Genomic DNA, 16,527 nt, shown 5'->3' on the forward strand with positions numbered 1-16,527 from the left:
CAAAGCCAACGCCGCCTCTACTGTTGAAACACACAACGTGGGAGCGGGCTTGCCCCGCGATCAGGCCGGATCAGGCGGTGATGTTGCCTGGGCTGGCCTCATCGCGGGGCAAGCCCGCTCCCACGGTATTCTGTTCCTACAGCGGATCCGTTTGCTGACGATCATGCAAATATCCTTTGCTCGTCGGCTACCTCACATCGCCTCGTCACAGGTGCGACAATATTGCCGTCACAATTACGTGACTTCCCCGTACCTACCCTGCGTCAAGGCTTAGGTTCGGGGCAATCCTGGCACCCGGACCGAGCGATGCCAGCGTACCGTGCTGCGCATTTCTGGACTTTCACCGTCCTATTACTTGAGGTTAGAAGCAAGATGGCCAAGGCCGCCGATGTCGTTGTGCAATGCCTGGAAAACGAAGGTGTCGAGTATGTGTTCGGCATTCCCGGTGAGGAAAACCTCGACCTGCTCGAGTCCCTGCGCAAGTCGAAGATCAAGCTGGTACTGACCCGCCACGAGCAATCCGCGGGCTTCATGGCCGCCACCTACGGCCGCCTGACCGGCAAGACCGGCGTCAGCCTGTCGACCCTCGGCCCTGGCGCGACCAACCTGGTGACCGCCAGCGCCTACGCCTACCTGGGCGGCATGCCGATGATGATGATCACCGGCCAGAAGCCGATCAAGAAGTCCAAGCAAGGCCGTTTCCAGATCATCGACGTGTGCGGCATGATGGACCCCATCACCAAGTACACCCACCAGTTCGCCTCGGCCGACAACATCCCTGCGCGCATGCGTGAGGCCTTCCGCCTGGCCGAAGAAGAGAAGCCGGGCGCCGTGCACCTGGAGCTGCCGGAAGACATCGCCGCCGAGCAGACCGATGCGCTGCCGATCCCGCGCAGCCTGCACCGTCGCCCGCTGGCCGAGCACGTGGCCATCGAAGCCGCCGTGCAGAAACTGCAGAACGCCCGCAATCCGATCCTGGTGATTGGCGCCGGCGCCAACCGCAAGATGACCGCCAAGGTCCTCAAGCAACTGATCGACAAGACCGGCATCCCGTTCATCACCACCCAGATGGGTAAAGGTGTGGTCGACGAGCGCCACCCGCGCTTCCTGGGCAACGCCGCGCTGTCGTCCGGTGACTTCGTGCACCGCGCTGTCGAAGCCGCCGACCTGATCGTCAACATTGGTCACGACGTGATCGAGAAGCCGCCGTTCTTCATGGTCCGTGGTGGCACCGAAGTCATTCACGTCAGCTTCCGCTCGGCTGAAGTCGATGCCGTGTACTTCCCGCAGGTGGAAGTGATCGGCGACATCGCCAACGCCGTGTGGCAGATCAGCGAAGCGCTGACCGACACCAGCCACTGGGACTTCACCCGCCTGATGGCCATCCGTGAAGCGAACGAAGCGCAGATCGCCGAAGGCGCCGATGACGACCGCTTCCCGGTCTACCCGCAGCGCATGGTCGCCGACATCCGTCGCGCCCTGCCGTCCGAAGGCATCGTTGCCCTGGACAACGGCATCTACAAGATCTGGTTCGCCCGCAACTACAAGGCCCACAAGCCCAACACCGTGCTGCTGGACAACGCCCTGGCGACCATGGGCGCCGGCCTGCCATCGGCCATGGCCTCGCACCTGGTGTACCCGGATCGCCCGGTCATCTCGGTATGCGGCGACGGCGGCTTCATGATGAACAGCCAGGAGCTGGAAACCGCGGTACGTCTGGGCATGCACATCACCGTGGTGATCCTGCGTGACGACGGCTACGGCATGATCCGCTGGAAGCAGGCCAACATGGGCTTCACCGATTTCGGCCTGGACTACGGCAACCCGGACTTCGTCAAATACGCCGAAGCCTACGGTGCCAATGGCCACCGCGTGGAAAGCGCCGAAGGCTTCCTGCCGCTGCTCGAGCACTGCATCAAGACCCCTGGCGTGCACGTGATCGACTGCCCGGTGGACTACAGCGAGAACGACCGCATCCTCAACAGCGAGCTGCGTGAGCGCGCGCTGGCGGTCTAAACGCTGACGACCCATCGCGGGACAAGCCCGCTCCTACAGGTATTATGCGGTCCCTGTAGGAGCGGGCTTGTCCCGCGACAGCGTAAGTACAGGCAACAACGTACGCTGCACCACAATACACATCTACCCATCCCCACCTCCCTGCTCCCGGCATGCTCAGGTTCCTCACCTACCCTGAGAACCCGAGACCATGACCATCGGATCAACGCACAACCATCCCGCCGACCTGGCCGTCGAGCCTCACACTCCAGTGCTGCCATGGGCCGCACGTTTCCCGAATCCGCCTGACCTGTGTTTCGACTACCGACGTCTTGTCGAACAACAGGGCGGCATTGCCCAGGCTGCTCGTCCTGCACATCGCATCTGCATTGTCGGTGCTGGCGTCACCGGCCTCACCGTCGCACGAGAACTGCTGCGCTGTGGTTTCACCCATATCACCCTGATCGAGCAGGCCCGGCGAATCGGGGGGCGTCATCTCACCGTGTCATCCTCTGCTGACAAGCCACCAGCACACACCGCCCCCTTCGAGATGGGCGCCATGCGCATGCCGTTCTTCAACCGAACCGGCGAGCCGCCCAAGGCAGGCCGTTCATTGATGGCGTATTACGCAGATCTGTTCGACCTGCGGCTTTCCGACTTCCCCAACCCTGGCACGCCCTGGGTCAATGCGACAGGTATCTATCTGCGTGAAGGCCAACTTGAAGGGAAGGGTGATCCGAAGCTGCTGATCTGGAAAAACCCCGAAGGTCACACCCCGCCACCTACTGCGGTACTACAAAGGATTCATGGCAAGTGGCGGCGCTTTGCCGAGCGTTTCGCCGAACAGGCGGCCGCCATCTACGGCACAGAAGGCTGGCTGGCGATGTGGTCGGCAATCGTCGAGCGATATCACAGGCTGTCGTTCCGTGACCTGGTACTGCTGCCGATCCGGGAGGCTTGGGACCCTGGCAATCCAGGCGATTTCGGCGGCCTTGGCATGGACCGTGACGAGTCGGGGATCTTCTATGCAATCGGCATCGGTGATGGCAGCTGGGGCGCCTTCTACGACGTGTGTTGCCTCTATCCGCTGCGTACTGCCATTTTCGGGTTCAGCAGCCACCTGCAGCTTGTGCATGGGCGTGTAGATGAAAGGGGGCAAGTGCTTGCAGCGCCGTATCAGGATGTCGAGACTGTGCCCGACAGCAAAGGCCTGCATTTCCAGGCTCCTGCCTACCTGGGGATCGCTGCGTTGGATGAGGCCCTGCTGTTCATGGACATCGCTGGCTTGGGCGAATCCTTGTATAGCCAGTGCGTGGCGCGTAAGGATGGCCTGCTGACGGACAGCTCGGTTCATGGACTGCACAAATTGGCCGATGGCCGCATCCGCGTCGATTACCGTTGGCGGCACAGCGATGAAGCCAAGGCTCAGCCGATGAGTGAGGTATTCGACAGTGTGGTGCTTACCACGCCGTCCTGGTTGATCGAAACTGGGATGCGCTTGGAGGGGTTCTCCCGGAACATGCTGCCACCGGCCATTGTCGAGGCCTGGAAGCACGCCCATTGGGAAACCAGCTGCAAGGTTTATGCACCGCTGCGTAAAAGCTTTCTCGACCAGCATCCCCATCTGCCGCAGATCCTGGTCACCGACAGCTTCGTGCACGATGTATACGCCTACCGTTACAACGATCAGCACACCCGCGATTGCATCCTGCTCAGCTACACCTGGGAGGACGATGCCACCAAGCTGGCGGCCTATTCAGACACCGAGTTGGTGGAAAAATGCGTAGCGGAACTCGATCGAATTCTGTTGCGTTGTACCAACATCAGCGAGCCCATCTCGCCGCATATCGATCTTGGAAACACCCGCATACAAAGATGGATGACAGACAGGAGTGCACTTGGCTGTGCGAAATTGTACCGGGCGGGCACCTATTACGACGCGGTAAGCCTGATGAAGTACAACCGCGACCTGAGTGCCCATTCAGGGCTCTACCTCGCCGGGGAGTCTTTCTCTGTCGATGCCGGTTGGACCGAGCCGTGTCTGCGTACTGCCATCGACACCGTGATCAACCTCTGCAACAACACCGGCGCACGTTCCAAGGGGGGCTTCAGCCTGGAGCACTATCCGCATTATCAGGTACCTCGACAGGCGCTTTGAAACAACTTTGTAGGAGTGCTCCTCCAGGTATTTTCGCAATCTCCCTCAGTTCCAGAGGATTCCGCTGACTGTCGTCCCTTATGCCATGCCCGTTCTACTGGCGGCCTTCCACAACAACCAGAACAGGAAGCCGCCATGCAGGAACACACCACTCCCGTCAGCCCCGTACGCATTGCCGTCATCCAGTACGATCCGCAGGTCGGCCTGGACCATTGCGATGGCAACCTGAGCCGTGGCTTGGCCCTGGCCCGCCGCGCCGCGCGTGAAGGGGCCAACCTGATCGTGCTGCCGGAGCTGGCCAACACCGGCTACACCTTCAACTCCCGCGCCGAGGCCTATGCCCACGCCGAGTCGCTGGAGGATGGGCGATGTCTGCGGGCCTGGGCGGAGTTCGCCCGTGAGCAGCAGGTGTATCTGGCCGCAGGCTTCGCCGAGCGTGACGGCCTCAAGCTCTTCGACAGCGCCGTGCTGTTCGGCCCGCAAGGGCTGCTCGGGCATTACCGCAAGGCGCACCTGTGGAACCAGGAAAAGCTCTGGTTCACGCCAGGGGACCTGGGCTTCCCGGTATTCGAAACACCCATCGGCCGCATCGGCCTGCTGATCTGCTGGGACATCTGGTTCCCGGAGGTGCCACGGCTCATGGCGGCGCAGGGCGCCGACATCATCTGCAGCCTGAACAACTGGGTCTGGACACCGCCGCCGCTGTTCGACGAGGCCGGACGCTGCATGGCCTCGTACCTGACAATGACCGCGGCCCACGTCAACAATGTCTACATCGCCGCCGCCAATCGCATCGGCCGCGAACGGGGCGGGCGCTTCCTCGGTTGTTCGCTGATTGCCGGCACCAACGGCTGGCCTATCGGCGAGGTGGCCAATGCCGAGGAGGAGTGCGTCCTCTATGCCGACGTCGACCTCAGCGCCGCGCGCTCGGCGCCGATCTGGAACAGCCTCAACGACCTGCCGCGTGACCGGCGCACCGACCTCTACGACGCCACCCTGGGTTATCGGCTGCATGCGCCGATGCCACGTTGAGGAGGCGTCATGGAACAGCGCCTTTCCTTACCGCGACAACGGTCGTCGTCGCTGATTCTCCTGGGCCTCGCGCTGCTTTGCGTTGCCAGCCTGATGTTGGGTGGATGGCCCGATTATGCGCAGCTCGTCGCAACCCTCGACCAGCCACTGAGCAGGTTGCGCTGGATTGTCGGTGATATCAGCGAGGTCGCCTTCTACAAGCACGAATTGCCGGCACTGGGGCTGTTGCTGGGGGCGAGCCTCGCGCATTGGGCCCAGCAGCGCGGGTATTGCTGGCAAGGCTTTGCCATCTGCTACGGCACCGGGCTGTGGCCCTGGCTGATCATCAGCTCGCTGCTTGGCCTGCTGCTCAGCCATGCGTTGTGGGGCTGGACCCTGGACGGTGGTGCCTGGCAGCCGACCTTCGTCGCCTTTGTCTCGTTACCGGCGGCCATGGTCCTGCTGTTTGGCGGCGGTTGGCGCGTCACGATCAATGGCGCGCTGCTCGGTGCCGTGCTGGTGACGCCCGCCAGCCTGCTGCTGGTCAACTACCTGTGCTACCCGCTGCAGTTGCCGGTGGTGATCGGCAATGTCAGTGGCATGGCCCTGGCAAGTGTACTGGCGTTCCTGCTGTGCAAGCGCTTCCCGGCGCTGGTTCGCGACGGACAGCGTCCAGTGGTCGCCGCGACGGCCAGCCAGCCCGACTATGGTGTGGTCTGGACCCTGCGTCGGGTACTGGCCGATTTCAGCGAGGCGCCGTTTTTTGGCAATGAACTGGCCAGCCTCGGCTTGCTGCTGGGCGTGTTGCTGGCTTATGTATTGGCCCCGGCGGCACCGGCCTACGGATCGCAACTGGTGCTGCAGATGGTGGCTGGGCAGGCATTGGCATCGTTGGTCGGTGTGCTGTTCTGGCGGCGGCAATGGCAAGAACGGGGCTGGTATCCGACCTATATTCCCATCGTGTCGATCGTGCCCGCCGCCGTGCTGACACTGGGCGGCAGCTGGCAGGTGATCGTCGCCAGCGCCGTGCTCGGCGCGCTGATCGCGCCACCGCTTGCCGTGGCCATCAGCCAGCGCTTGCCGGGCTACATGCACGGCTATATCGGCAATGTCCTGTCCATGGCCATCAGCACCCTGGGCATCGTGCCCCTGGTCGGCCTGCTTGCGGGAGGTAACCCATGACAGCACCACGTGTTTCGATCGCCAGCCTGGGCGGCACGGTCAGCATGCAATCCGAGGGGCCGGGGCAGGGTGTGACACCCCGGCTCGATTGCGCGGCATTGTTGGCGTCCCTGCCGCAACTGCAGGCACTGGCGCAGATCAGCACCGCCACGTTGTACCTGGTGCCGAGCGCCTCGCTGGCATTCAGCGACATGCTGAACGCGCTGGCCTGGGCAAGCGCGCAAGTGCAAGCGGGGGCCCAGGCCGTGGTCCTCACCCAAGGCACCGATACGCTGGAGGAGACCGCGTATTTCCTTGACCTGCTCTGGCCCCATGACATCCCGCTGATCATGACCGGCGCCATGCGTTCGGCCAGCCAACCGGGCGCGGATGGTCCGGCGAACCTGCTGGCGGCAGTGCAGGTGGCGATAGCCGATGGTAGCCGGGGGCGTGGTGTGCTGGTGGTGATCAATGACCAGATCCACCAAGCCGCCCGGGTACGCAAGACTGCCAGCCTGGCAATGGCGGCCTTCGAGTCGCCCGGCACAGGAGCGATAGGGGAGGTCGTGGAGGGCCGCCCAATTTATCGCCAGGCTGCCACGCCACGGCGGGTGTTGCCCCTGCCGGTGCAGGTGGATCACCAGGTCGTCCTGCTGGAGGCCTGTCTCGATGCCGATACGAGGCTGCTGCAAGCGCTCGGAGGCCTGGGCTATTCAGGGCTGGTGGTTGCCGGATTTGGCGCAGGCCATGTTTCCGAAGCCTGGGCCGAGGCGTTGGGGAGCATCGCCGGCAACATGCCGGTGATCATCGCCACCCGCACCGGCAATGGCCCGACAGCCCAGGGGACCTATGGATTCATCGGCGGTGAGATCGACCTGCAGGCCCGGGGCCTGCACATGGCCGGCTGGCTCTGCCCGCGCAAGTGCCGACTCTTGCTGTGGCTGCTGATCGGCACCGGGCGGCAGGCCGACCTGGCGCACTGGCTGCAGCAATAGTCCGATGCCTGTTCCCTTGATGGGAGCGGGCAGGCGTTGCCTGTGCTAGGGTGCACGCAAATTTCCGCCCCAGGACACCTGCCCATGCTCCCCGCGCTCAGCGAAAAAGAACTCGACCGCCTCGAAGACCTGCTGATCACCTACGGCAACGATTATTCGGTGCTCAACCTCGCCGAGCTCAACGGATTCTTCACCGCTCTGGCCAGCTCCCCTAGCAAGGTCAATCCCGAGCAATGGCTACCCTCCGTCGCCGGCGGCAAGGTACCGAAGTTCAAGAAGCCCGCCCATGAAGAGGCCTACACCGCGTTGATGCTGCGTTACGCCAGCCAGGTGGCGCAAGAGCTGGCCGACGACATTGAGCACTTCGAACCGCTGTTCGAGGAGAGCGAAGGCGAGGAAGGCCCGGCGATCATTCTCGAGGAATGGTGCTTCGGCTACATGCGCGGGACCCAGGTGGCCGAGTGGAGCGAGCTGCCGCCGGAGCAGGATCGTCTGCTCAAGGCCATTTCCCTGCATGGGCTGGAAGACAACTTCGAGCTGCTCGATTCGATGAGTTTCGATGAGCTCCAGGCCTGTGTGCCGCTGGTGGTCGAGGCGGCGCGGGGGTTGTATCAGTACCAGAAGCAGCACCGTCATTGAGATCGTAAGTGCGGGCTCGCGGGAGCGGCGATGCGGCGACCCGACTTGCCCCGCGAGTGTGATTATTCCTCCTGCCGAAATACTGGATTGCTCCCAGCACTGATTCTGCTGCCAGCCGATCCAGTGCAGCATGTCCTCCAGCAGCGCCACTCCCGGCGCTGATCCGGAGCCCTGCACATGCCAAGCCCGATCAAGCTGTACAACTTCCCCAAGTCCGGCCACGCCCATCGCATCGAGCTGATGTTGTCGCTGCTCGGACTGCCCACCGAACTGGTCTTCGTCGACCTGGCCAAGGGCGAGCACAAGCAACCCGAGTTCCTCGCCATCAACCCCTTCGGCCAGGTGCCGGTGATCGATGACAATGGCATCGTCATCGCCGATTCCAACGCCATCCTGGTCTATCTGGCAAAGGCCTATGGCGGTGAGCGCTGGTTGCCTGCGGATCCGGTCGGTGCCGCCCGTGTGCAGCGCTGGTTGTCGGTGGCGGCGGGTCCCCTGGCCTTCGGCCCGGCGGCGGCACGCCTGGTGACGGTGTTCGGTGCCTCGTTCAACACCGACGAAGTCATCGGCCGCGCCCACACCCTGCTCAAGGTGATCGACGCCGAACTGGCCAAGGGCCCGTTCCTGGTCGGTAGCCAGGCGACCATCGCCGATATCGCCAATTACTCGTACATCGCCCACGCGCCGGAAGGCAACGTGTCGCTGGAGCCGTACCCCAACGTGCGCGCCTGGCTGGCCCGTGTCGAGGCGCTGCCGGGCTTCGTGCCGATGCCACGTACGGTCATCGGTTTGCAGACCACCCTCTGAGTCCCGAGGAATGCCGCCATGCAATCGCCCTGGCATGCAGGTGAAAAACGGCTGCAGGAGCACGTCGGTGTTGCAGAGCGCATGGAGGCGTTCGGGCAGAAGGTCATTCGTGACTACATGCCCGACCAGCATCGCACGTTCTACCAGCAACTGCCGTTCATGGTGGCCGGTACCGTGGACGCCGCAGGCAAACCCTGGGCGACGCTGCTCGAAGGCCCGGAAGGCTTCGTCAGCTCGCCCGATCCACGGCAACTGTTGATCGGCGCCGATCTCGCCAGCGACGATCCGGCCACGCCTGGCCTGGTGGCGGGTGGCGCCATCGGCCTGCTGGGGATCGAGCTGCACACGCGGCGGCGCAATCGCCTCAATGGCCTGATCCGCAGGGCCAGCGCCGGCCAACTGGAAGTGGTGGTCGAGCAATCCTTCGGCAACTGCCCGCAGTACATCCAGATACGCGAGTACACCCGCGTCGACGAGCCGCCGCAGGGGCGACGGGATTCAGCGGCGCTCGATGCCGCGACCCGCGCCATCATCGAAAGCGCCGACACCTTCTTTGTCGCCAGCTACGTCGATCAGGACGCTGGCCAGCGCTCGGTGGACGTGTCCCATCGCGGTGGCCGGCCTGGTTTCGTCAGGGTCGAGGGCAATCGCCTGACCATTCCCGACTACGCCGGCAACCTGCATTTCAATACCCTCGGCAATCTGCTGGTCAACCCGGTCGCCGGCCTGCTGTTCGTCGACTTCACCACGGGCGATGTGCTGCAGGTTTCCGGGCGTACCGAGGTGATTCTCGACAGCCCGCTGATCAGCGCCTTCGAAGGCGCCGAGCGGATCTGGACCCTGGACATCGAGCAGGTGGTGCTGCGCCTTGCTGCCGTATCGCTGCGCTGGGCCTTCCAGGAATACGCACCCACCAGCCTGATGACCGGCACCTGGCGCGAGGCCGAGCAGCGCCTGCAACAGCGCGAACGGCAGCGCCAGTGGCTGACCTGGCGGGTACTGCGCATCGAGCAGGAGAGTCGCGATATCCGCTCGTTCCATCTGCAACCCGAGGATGGCGCCGCGGTGGCCTTCGCCCCTGGTCAGCATATTCCCGTGCGTTTGCGCATCGATGGGGAGACGCCGCTGATTCGTACCTACAGCCTGTCCAGCGCGCCGTCCGATGGCTTCCTGCGCATCAGCGTCAAGGCGCAGGGGCCGGCCTCACGCTATCTGCACCAACAGGTGAAGGTCGGCGATCGTCTTCAGGTGCGCCAGCCCATGGGCAGCTTCACCCTGGATCAGCAGAGTGACCGGCCCCTTGTGCTGATCGGCGCGGGCGTCGGCATCACCCCGTTGATCGCCATGCTCCGCGAGCAATTGGCCAAGGGGCAGGGGCGGCGAATCCATCTGTTCCATGGCGGGCGCACACTGGCCGACATGCCGTTCCAGCAGGAGCTTGCCGCGCTCCAGCAACAGGCCAATGGCTTTCTGAGCATCCATCGTGCCCTGAGCCAGCCCGAACCTTCGGCCGTGCCAGGGCATGACTACCAATTCGCCAGCCGCCTGGGCATCGAGCAGGTCAAGGCCACGCTGGCATTGGATGACTACGACTTCTACCTCTGCGGCCCGGCCAGCTTCACCCAGGACCTGTACGAAGGCCTGCGCGGCGTGCATGTGCCCGACGCCCGCATTCATGCCGAAGCCTTCGGTCCCTCGACCCTGCGCCGCCACACCGACGACAACCAGCCGACGCTGCAACAGCCCCCTCCCGCCAGCGAGCCGGTGCCGGTGTACTTCGCCAGCTCCGCCAAGGAAGCGCGTTGGGCGCCGGACAGCGGCACGCTGCTGGAACTGGCGGAAAGCCGTGGCCTGTCGCCGGACTTCAGTTGCCGAGGGGGCTCTTGCGGTACCTGCAGGACCAAACTGGTCAGCGGCCAGGTCCACTACCCGAACCCGCCCGCCGAATTGCCCGAGCCCGGCAGCGTGTTGATCTGCTGCGCTATCCCCGCCCAGGCCGAGGGCGGCGTGCAGCCCCTGGTACTGGAGCTCTAGCGTGACCACGGCGATAATCGCCCCACGACAACGCGTGGGGCGCGGCATGGACCAGATCCACCTGATGAAAGTGTTCGTGGCCGTGGGCGAGCTGGAAAGCTTCGCCGCCGCCGCCCGTCGCCTGGCCATCTCGCCGGCGGCGGTGACCCGCGCCGTCAGCGCCCTGGAGGAACAACTCGGGGTCAAGCTGTTGCTGCGCACCACCCGTAGTGTGCGCCTGACCGAGGCCGGCGGGCGCTACCTGGAAGATACTCGGCATATCCTCGCCAGCATCGTCGAGGCCAACGAAGCCGCCGCCGGCATCAACGCCGCGCCCAAGGGCGACCTGGCGGTGACCGCACCGATCCTGTTCGGCAAGAAGTTCGTCATGCCGTGCATCGTCCGTTACCTGCAGCAGTACCCCGAGGTGGATGTGTCGGCGTACTTTCTCGACCGCGTGGTGAACCTGGTGGAGGAGGGCATGGACGTGGCGGTGCGCATCGGCCAGTTGCCCGATTCGGGCCTCAAGGCGTTGCGCGTGGGCAGGATGCGCCGGTTGTTGTGCGCCTCGCCCGAGTACCTCGAACGCCACGGCACGCCGCGCCATCCCTCTGAATTGCAGAAGCACGAAGTCATCGCCGCCGGAACCCTGTCACCGCGCACGGACTGGCGCTTCGGCGCCATCGACGACCCGACGCTGATCCGCATGAAACCGCGCCTGACCGTGACCAGCAACGACGCCGCCATCGCCGCGGCCAGTGCCGGGCTGGGGATTGCACGGTTGCTGTCGTACCAGGTGGCGGATGAGGTGGCGGCCGGGCGCTTGCAGGTGATCCTGGCCGAGTATGAAGAGGCGCCCTGGCCGATCCATATCCTGCATCGCGAGAGCAAATATGGCTCGACCAAGGTGCGTACCTTTATCGATATGTTGGCCGAGCATTTGCGCAGCCAGGTGCATCTGGCCTGATCCAGATAGCTGGGGCTGCTGCGCAGCCCTTTCGCGGCACAAGGCCGCTCCTACACGGGAGCGTGCATCTCTCTGTAGGAGCGGCCTTGTGCCGCGAAAGGGGCGCAAAGCGCCCCCAGCAATCAAGCGCCTGAAAGCGCCGCACACTCCGCCAGCACCCTCAACCCGCCCATCACCTGCGGCGTGATCACCCGCCCCAGGCACACCCGCAACCCAGTGCCACACTCCCCATCGGCAAAGAACATCCCGCTGGCGCCGACATTGCAGCCACGCTCCGCCGCAAGCCGTTGCAGCGCCAGCATGTCCGTCCCTTCCGGCAATTCGACCCAATGGATAAACCCGCCCTGCGGCGCCACATACCGTGTCCCCGCCGGAAACACCGACTGCACCAGCGTCGCCATCACCTCGGTCTGCGCTACCAGCCGCCCGCGCAGCTTCGCGCAGTGCTCGTCCATGTACCCCCGCCCGATAAACTCATCCAGCACCCGCTGCGCCAGGCTCGACACCGCCAGGTTACGCGAAAACATCTGGGCCAGGATCGCATCCCGGTACCGTCCGGCCACGCACCAGCCCACCCGGTACCCCGGCGCCACGGTCTTGGAGAACGACGAGCAATAGATCGTCTGCCCGGTCTCGTCGTAGTGCTTGATCGCCTTGGGTCGCTGCGTCTCGTCCACCAGGTCGAAGAAGATATCGTCCTCGATGATCGGCACATCCGTCGCCTGCGCCAGCTGTGAGAGCCGTGCCCGCGCCGCGTCGGGCATGATGAAGCCCCGTGGGTTCTGTAGCGTCGGGTTGAGGAACACCACATCGACCTTCCCGCGCTTGAGGGCCCATTCCAGGTGCTCGAGGTCCATGCCGCTGTCGGCGTGGGTGCGGATGGGCAGGGCGCGCATCCCCAGGCGTTCGATGGTCTGCAGGATGCCGTAGTAGGTGGGCGTTTCGATGGCCACAGTGGCCCCCGGCCGGGCGACGGCTTCGAGGGCCAGTTCCAGGGCCACGGTGTCGCCCGAGGTCACCAGGATATCGTCCGGCCCGCAGGCCACGCCGCGTTGCAGCATCAGCCCGGCGATGCGTCGGCGCAGCGAGGCCAGGCCGGGTGGGGCGATCAGCCCGGCCAGCGCCAGATCGGCCTTGCTCGCCAGGGAGGCCAGGCATCTGCTCAGCAGAACCTGGGGCGCCAGTTCGTCATGCAGCACCGCCGAGCTCAGCGAAAGCGCGGTGTTGCTGGCCGCCTGGGCAAGCATGGCGACCACCGCGTGGTCGACGTTGACGGTGACGCTTGCCAGGTCGAACCCCTGCACCTGGGCCGCGCCCTTGGCGACGAAATAGCCCACCCGTGGCGTGGCCTGCACATAGGCATTGGCCTCCAGCTCCGCCAGTGCCCGTTGCACGGTGGCGATGCTACTGTCGAACAGCCGCGCCAGTTCACGCACCGAAGGCAATTGCATGCCGCTGGGCCATTCGCCGCTGTCGATCTGGCGCAGCAGCCAGGCGTTGACGGTGTGCCAGCGTTTGTCGGGCTTGGAAATGCGGTCCATGAGGGCTCTTTGTCGAGTCAGGTTCAGGCCCCGGAAAGGTAGAGCAAAACTACGCCGGTTGCAGCCACGATGACGATGTTCAACACGACCAGGGTAAAGCCGAAGCGGATCAGCCCGTGCTCCTCGGTGCGGTTGGCACCGGCCAGCCCGATGATCAGCGACAGGATCGACAACGATCCCAGCGCGCCGTGCCCGGCGGCACTGTTGGCCATGGCGGCCAGCCAGGCACCATGGCTGTCGGACAGTGCCGCGATGGCGGGCATCACCAGGGTGGTGCCGCCGACGTTGGAGCTGGTGACATAGCCGGCCAGCCCTGCCAGCAACGACACCGTCGCGGCCAGCGATACGCCGGACAGCGACTGCAAGGCCCGTTGCGCCTCGACCAGGAAGCCGGCCTTGACCATCACCTGCGACAGCAGCAGGAACAGGAAGATCGTCGCCACCGGGAACCGCGCCCGGGTGACCAACGCCTGCCATGGGAAGCCCGCGCCTTGGCGCCCGACCATCATCAGCACCACCAGCAGCAAGGCCAGCCCCGGCGAAGCCAGTGGCTTCCACGCCACATTGGCGCCGTGCACCACCCACCCGCCGTCCCAGCCCGAGACCAGGAACAGCCCACGCGAGGCGACGATCACCCCGAGCAACGCCAGGTACGGCCATGCCGCCCGCGGCCAGTGCACCAACGTTCCTCGCCGTGCCCAGGACAGTCCCAGGCCTGTGCAGGCCACCGCCAGCCCGGCCAGCACGCCCGAAGCCTCGGGCCCGATCCAGCGGTTGACCGTATACAGCACTGTGCTGAACAGCAGCGAGATCACCGCCAGCCCTAGCCATGCCTTGAGACTGCGGATCCCCGCCAAGGCCAGTGCCACGGCGGCCAGGCAGAGAAACACCGGTGCGCTGACCAGCGCCGAATGGCTGCCCAGTTCCTGCGCCGGCATATGGGCCAGCAGCGCGCCGATCACCGTGGCCAGCCCGAGGGTGCCCCACGGCATCACCACCATCCCCGCCAACGCCATCTTCATGCCTGTCTGGCGCGAAAACAGCCCCATCAGCAATGGCACCGTGGCGATCAGCGACACCCCGAACCCGGTCATCGCCTCCAGCAGCGGCGCCAAGCCCAGGACGATGAAGATCACCTGCATCGGTGGCGTCCAGCCCAGTTCCCGGACCCAGGCCCCGATAGCCTGCGGGGCGCCGGCGCGCTCGACCAGAATGGCAAAGGCCAGGCCCGGGACGATCACGCCGGCGGTGCTGAGAAACAGGATCAGCGTGTCTTGCAGGATGGCGCCGGACACCGCCGTCGACAGCGGCTGCGCGGCGCCCAGGCCCCACAGCAGCAGGACACCGGCCACGCCGGCCAGCGCGGCCTGGACGGGTGGCCGGCGCAGCAGCAGGATCAGGGCGATCACCAGGCCAATGGGGGACATTTGCAGCAGCAGGGCAGCCATGATGCGGGTTCCTTTAGCCATCCAGGGGAGTGTGGAAGGGATGGTGGAGGGAAGGGTGGGTCTGCAATAGATACAGGGGGGCTGGGTTTTTCAATACAGCTCTGGCAGGTATCGAGGGGGCAATGGGGCCTGCGTTTGCAGACTTGGATATCCGCGCTACGCTCAACTATTAACTCGCCCATGACCACGTTCGACAGGATTTCCTGTCTGGCACTTTAGATGCCGATTTGTGGCGTGGGCGAGCCTATTTTCTTCTGGGCACCTGCCAACACCTTCTCTAGTTTCACCACCGCCGCCCTCATCTCAGCGGGCGTCAGTGCCGCAAACCCCATCAGCAAGCCGGCATCGTTCCTCGGCATTGCGTACAAGCTGCCCAGCCCCAACAGATCGATCCCCACCCCGCGTGCTGCCCTGACCACGGCGTCTTCAGACAGGCCCTGCACGAAATGGCAGGGCATCTGCAGCCCGCCGGCGGGCACCTGCGGCACGAGAAACGCCCCCAGGTGCCTGCGCAGCAGATCCGCCAGCACATCCCGCCGCTCGGCGTAGAGCGCGCGCATGGCCCGCACATGGGCGTTGAAGTGCCCGCCTTCCATGAACCGGGCCAGGGTCAGCTGGGCGATGGAGGCGTTATGCCCGTCCTGCAATGTACGGGCGGCGGTCATCGGTGCGACGAGCTGGGGTGGCAGCAGCAGGTAGCCGATGCGCAGCCCGGCGAACAGCGATTTGGTGAAGGTGCCGATGTACAGCGTGCGCTCGTGCGGGTCCAGGCCCTGCACGCAGGCGGTGGGGCGGCCGGCGTAGTGGAACTCGCTGTCGTAGTCGTCCTCGATGATCCAGGCGCGTTGCTGCCGGGCCCATTCGATCGCCAGCAGGCGCCGGTCCAGTGCCAGGGTCGCGCCGGTCGGGTATTGGTGCGAAGGGGTGAGGAACACCGCCCGGGCATCGGGCGCCAGCCGGGCCATGGCGTCCACCTGCAGGCCGTGCGCGTCCACCGGGACCGGCACGCATGCCAGGCCGGCGGCGGTGACGGCCTTGCGGGTGCCCTGGTACAGCGGGTCCTCGACCAGCACCTGGTCGCCGGCGTCCATGAGCACCTGGGCGCACAGGCCGAGGGCCTGCTGCGAGCTGGTGAGGATCAGGATGCGCTCGGCGGATGCCTGGGCCCCGCGCTCGAGGTTGAGGTAGTCGGCGATTGCCCTGCGCAAGGGGGCCATGCCCTGCGGCTCGCTGTGCTCCAGCGCCCGTGTACCGTATTCCTTGTACACCTGCCGCTCCAGCTTCTCCCAGATGGCCAGGGGGAAGTGCCGGGTTTCGGCCACGCCCGGGGCGAAGGGGCGGGGCGACTGGAAGTTGTGGACGCCACCGCTGTGCAGCACCGCTTCACCTCGGCGGCTCAACTGCACGGGGGCTTCGGGATGTGCCGGACGCTGGCGCTTGCGCGACGGCAGGCAGCGGGCCCGTTGCGACACGAAGCTGCCACTGCCCACGCGCCGCTCGATAAAGCCTTCGGCGTGCAACTGGCTGTAGGCCGACTCCACGGTATCCCGCGATACGCCCAGGGACTGGGCCAGCGGGCGCGAGGCGGGCAACGCCTTGCCCACCGGCAGTGCGCCGTCGAGGATCAACTGACGGATCGCCCGCTGGATGCGCACATGCAAGGCCAGCGCGGCGTGTGCGGGGTCGTTGATCCAGGCTTTCACCGATTCCAGCTGCGCGTGTTTGAACATTGGCCTGATTCCCTGGCTGATGGACCTGATTTATGGCTGCCAACGCCGGGGCCGCTTCGCGC

General features: G+C 65.1%; 12 protein-coding genes. 9 read left to right on the top strand and 3 right to left on the bottom strand.

Features of this window, described 5'->3' with window-relative positions; translation table 11 throughout:
* The first annotated feature begins 372 nt into the window (after window positions 1–372).
* The 9 genes from NMG10_RS25220 to NMG10_RS25260 all read left to right on the top strand — a co-directional run bounded on the left by NMG10_RS25220 (window position 373) and on the right by NMG10_RS25260 (window position 11,746).
* Entirely contained in the window at window positions 373–2,016 is a 1,644-nt protein-coding gene (locus NMG10_RS25220; RefSeq protein WP_028692242.1) for an acetolactate synthase large subunit, read from the top strand.
* Between the two features lie 190 nt (window positions 2,017–2,206).
* Window positions 2,207–4,153: an FAD-dependent oxidoreductase gene (locus NMG10_RS25225; RefSeq protein WP_254465328.1), complete on the top strand. Its 1,947-nt coding sequence runs from the start codon at window positions 2,207–2,209 to the stop codon at window positions 4,151–4,153.
* Between the two features lie 135 nt (window positions 4,154–4,288).
* Window positions 4,289–5,185, top strand: coding sequence for a nitrilase family protein (locus NMG10_RS25230; protein ID WP_232856672.1), 897 nt, complete (start codon window positions 4,289–4,291; stop codon window positions 5,183–5,185).
* Window positions 5,186–5,278: 93 nt separating this feature from the next.
* A complete protein-coding gene (locus NMG10_RS25235; protein ID WP_232856736.1) occupies window positions 5,279–6,346 on the top strand; it encodes a hypothetical protein in 1,068 nt (355 codons plus the stop codon).
* Window positions 6,343–7,320 carry an asparaginase gene (locus tag NMG10_RS25240; RefSeq protein ID WP_254465329.1) on the top strand — a complete coding sequence of 326 codons (978 nt, stop codon included), beginning with the start codon at window positions 6,343–6,345 and terminating at the stop codon, window positions 7,318–7,320. Before NMG10_RS25235 ends, NMG10_RS25240 begins: the two co-directional genes overlap by 4 nt.
* 84 nt (window positions 7,321–7,404) lie before the next feature.
* Window positions 7,405–7,959, top strand: a complete 555-nt coding sequence (locus tag NMG10_RS25245; protein WP_254465330.1) for a UPF0149 family protein — start codon at window positions 7,405–7,407, stop codon at window positions 7,957–7,959.
* A gap of 177 nt (window positions 7,960–8,136) precedes the next feature.
* On the top strand, window positions 8,137–8,766 hold the full coding sequence (locus tag NMG10_RS25250; RefSeq protein ID WP_254465331.1) for a glutathione S-transferase family protein: 630 nt from the start codon (window positions 8,137–8,139) through the stop codon (window positions 8,764–8,766).
* Between the two features lie 18 nt (window positions 8,767–8,784).
* The gene (locus NMG10_RS25255) at window positions 8,785–10,800 is read left to right on the top strand and encodes a pyridoxamine 5'-phosphate oxidase family protein (protein WP_254465332.1); all 2,016 of its coding nucleotides are present in this window, start codon (window positions 8,785–8,787) and stop codon (window positions 10,798–10,800) included.
* Between the two features lie 46 nt (window positions 10,801–10,846).
* The gene (locus NMG10_RS25260) at window positions 10,847–11,746 is read left to right on the top strand and encodes a LysR family transcriptional regulator (RefSeq protein ID WP_186656140.1); all 900 of its coding nucleotides are present in this window, start codon (window positions 10,847–10,849) and stop codon (window positions 11,744–11,746) included.
* A gap of 122 nt (window positions 11,747–11,868) precedes the next feature.
* Here NMG10_RS25260 and NMG10_RS25265 read toward each other — a convergent pair whose 3' ends face one another.
* From NMG10_RS25265 to NMG10_RS25275, 3 genes are all read right to left on the bottom strand, one after another.
* Window positions 11,869–13,287, bottom strand: a complete 1,419-nt coding sequence (locus tag NMG10_RS25265) for a PLP-dependent aminotransferase family protein (protein WP_254465333.1) — start codon at window positions 13,285–13,287, stop codon at window positions 11,869–11,871.
* A 23-nt stretch (window positions 13,288–13,310) separates the two neighbouring features.
* Window positions 13,311–14,735: an L-lactate permease gene (locus tag NMG10_RS25270; protein WP_232856682.1), complete on the bottom strand. Its 1,425-nt coding sequence runs from the start codon at window positions 14,733–14,735 to the stop codon at window positions 13,311–13,313.
* Between the two features lie 215 nt (window positions 14,736–14,950).
* Entirely contained in the window at window positions 14,951–16,465 is a 1,515-nt protein-coding gene (locus tag NMG10_RS25275; protein WP_254465334.1) for a PLP-dependent aminotransferase family protein, read from the bottom strand.
* Window positions 16,466–16,527: the final 62 nt, after the last annotated feature.

The organism is Pseudomonas sp. DVZ6, from assembly GCF_024259445.1.
Lineage (GTDB): Bacteria > Pseudomonadota > Gammaproteobacteria > Pseudomonadales > Pseudomonadaceae > Aquipseudomonas > Aquipseudomonas peradeniyensis.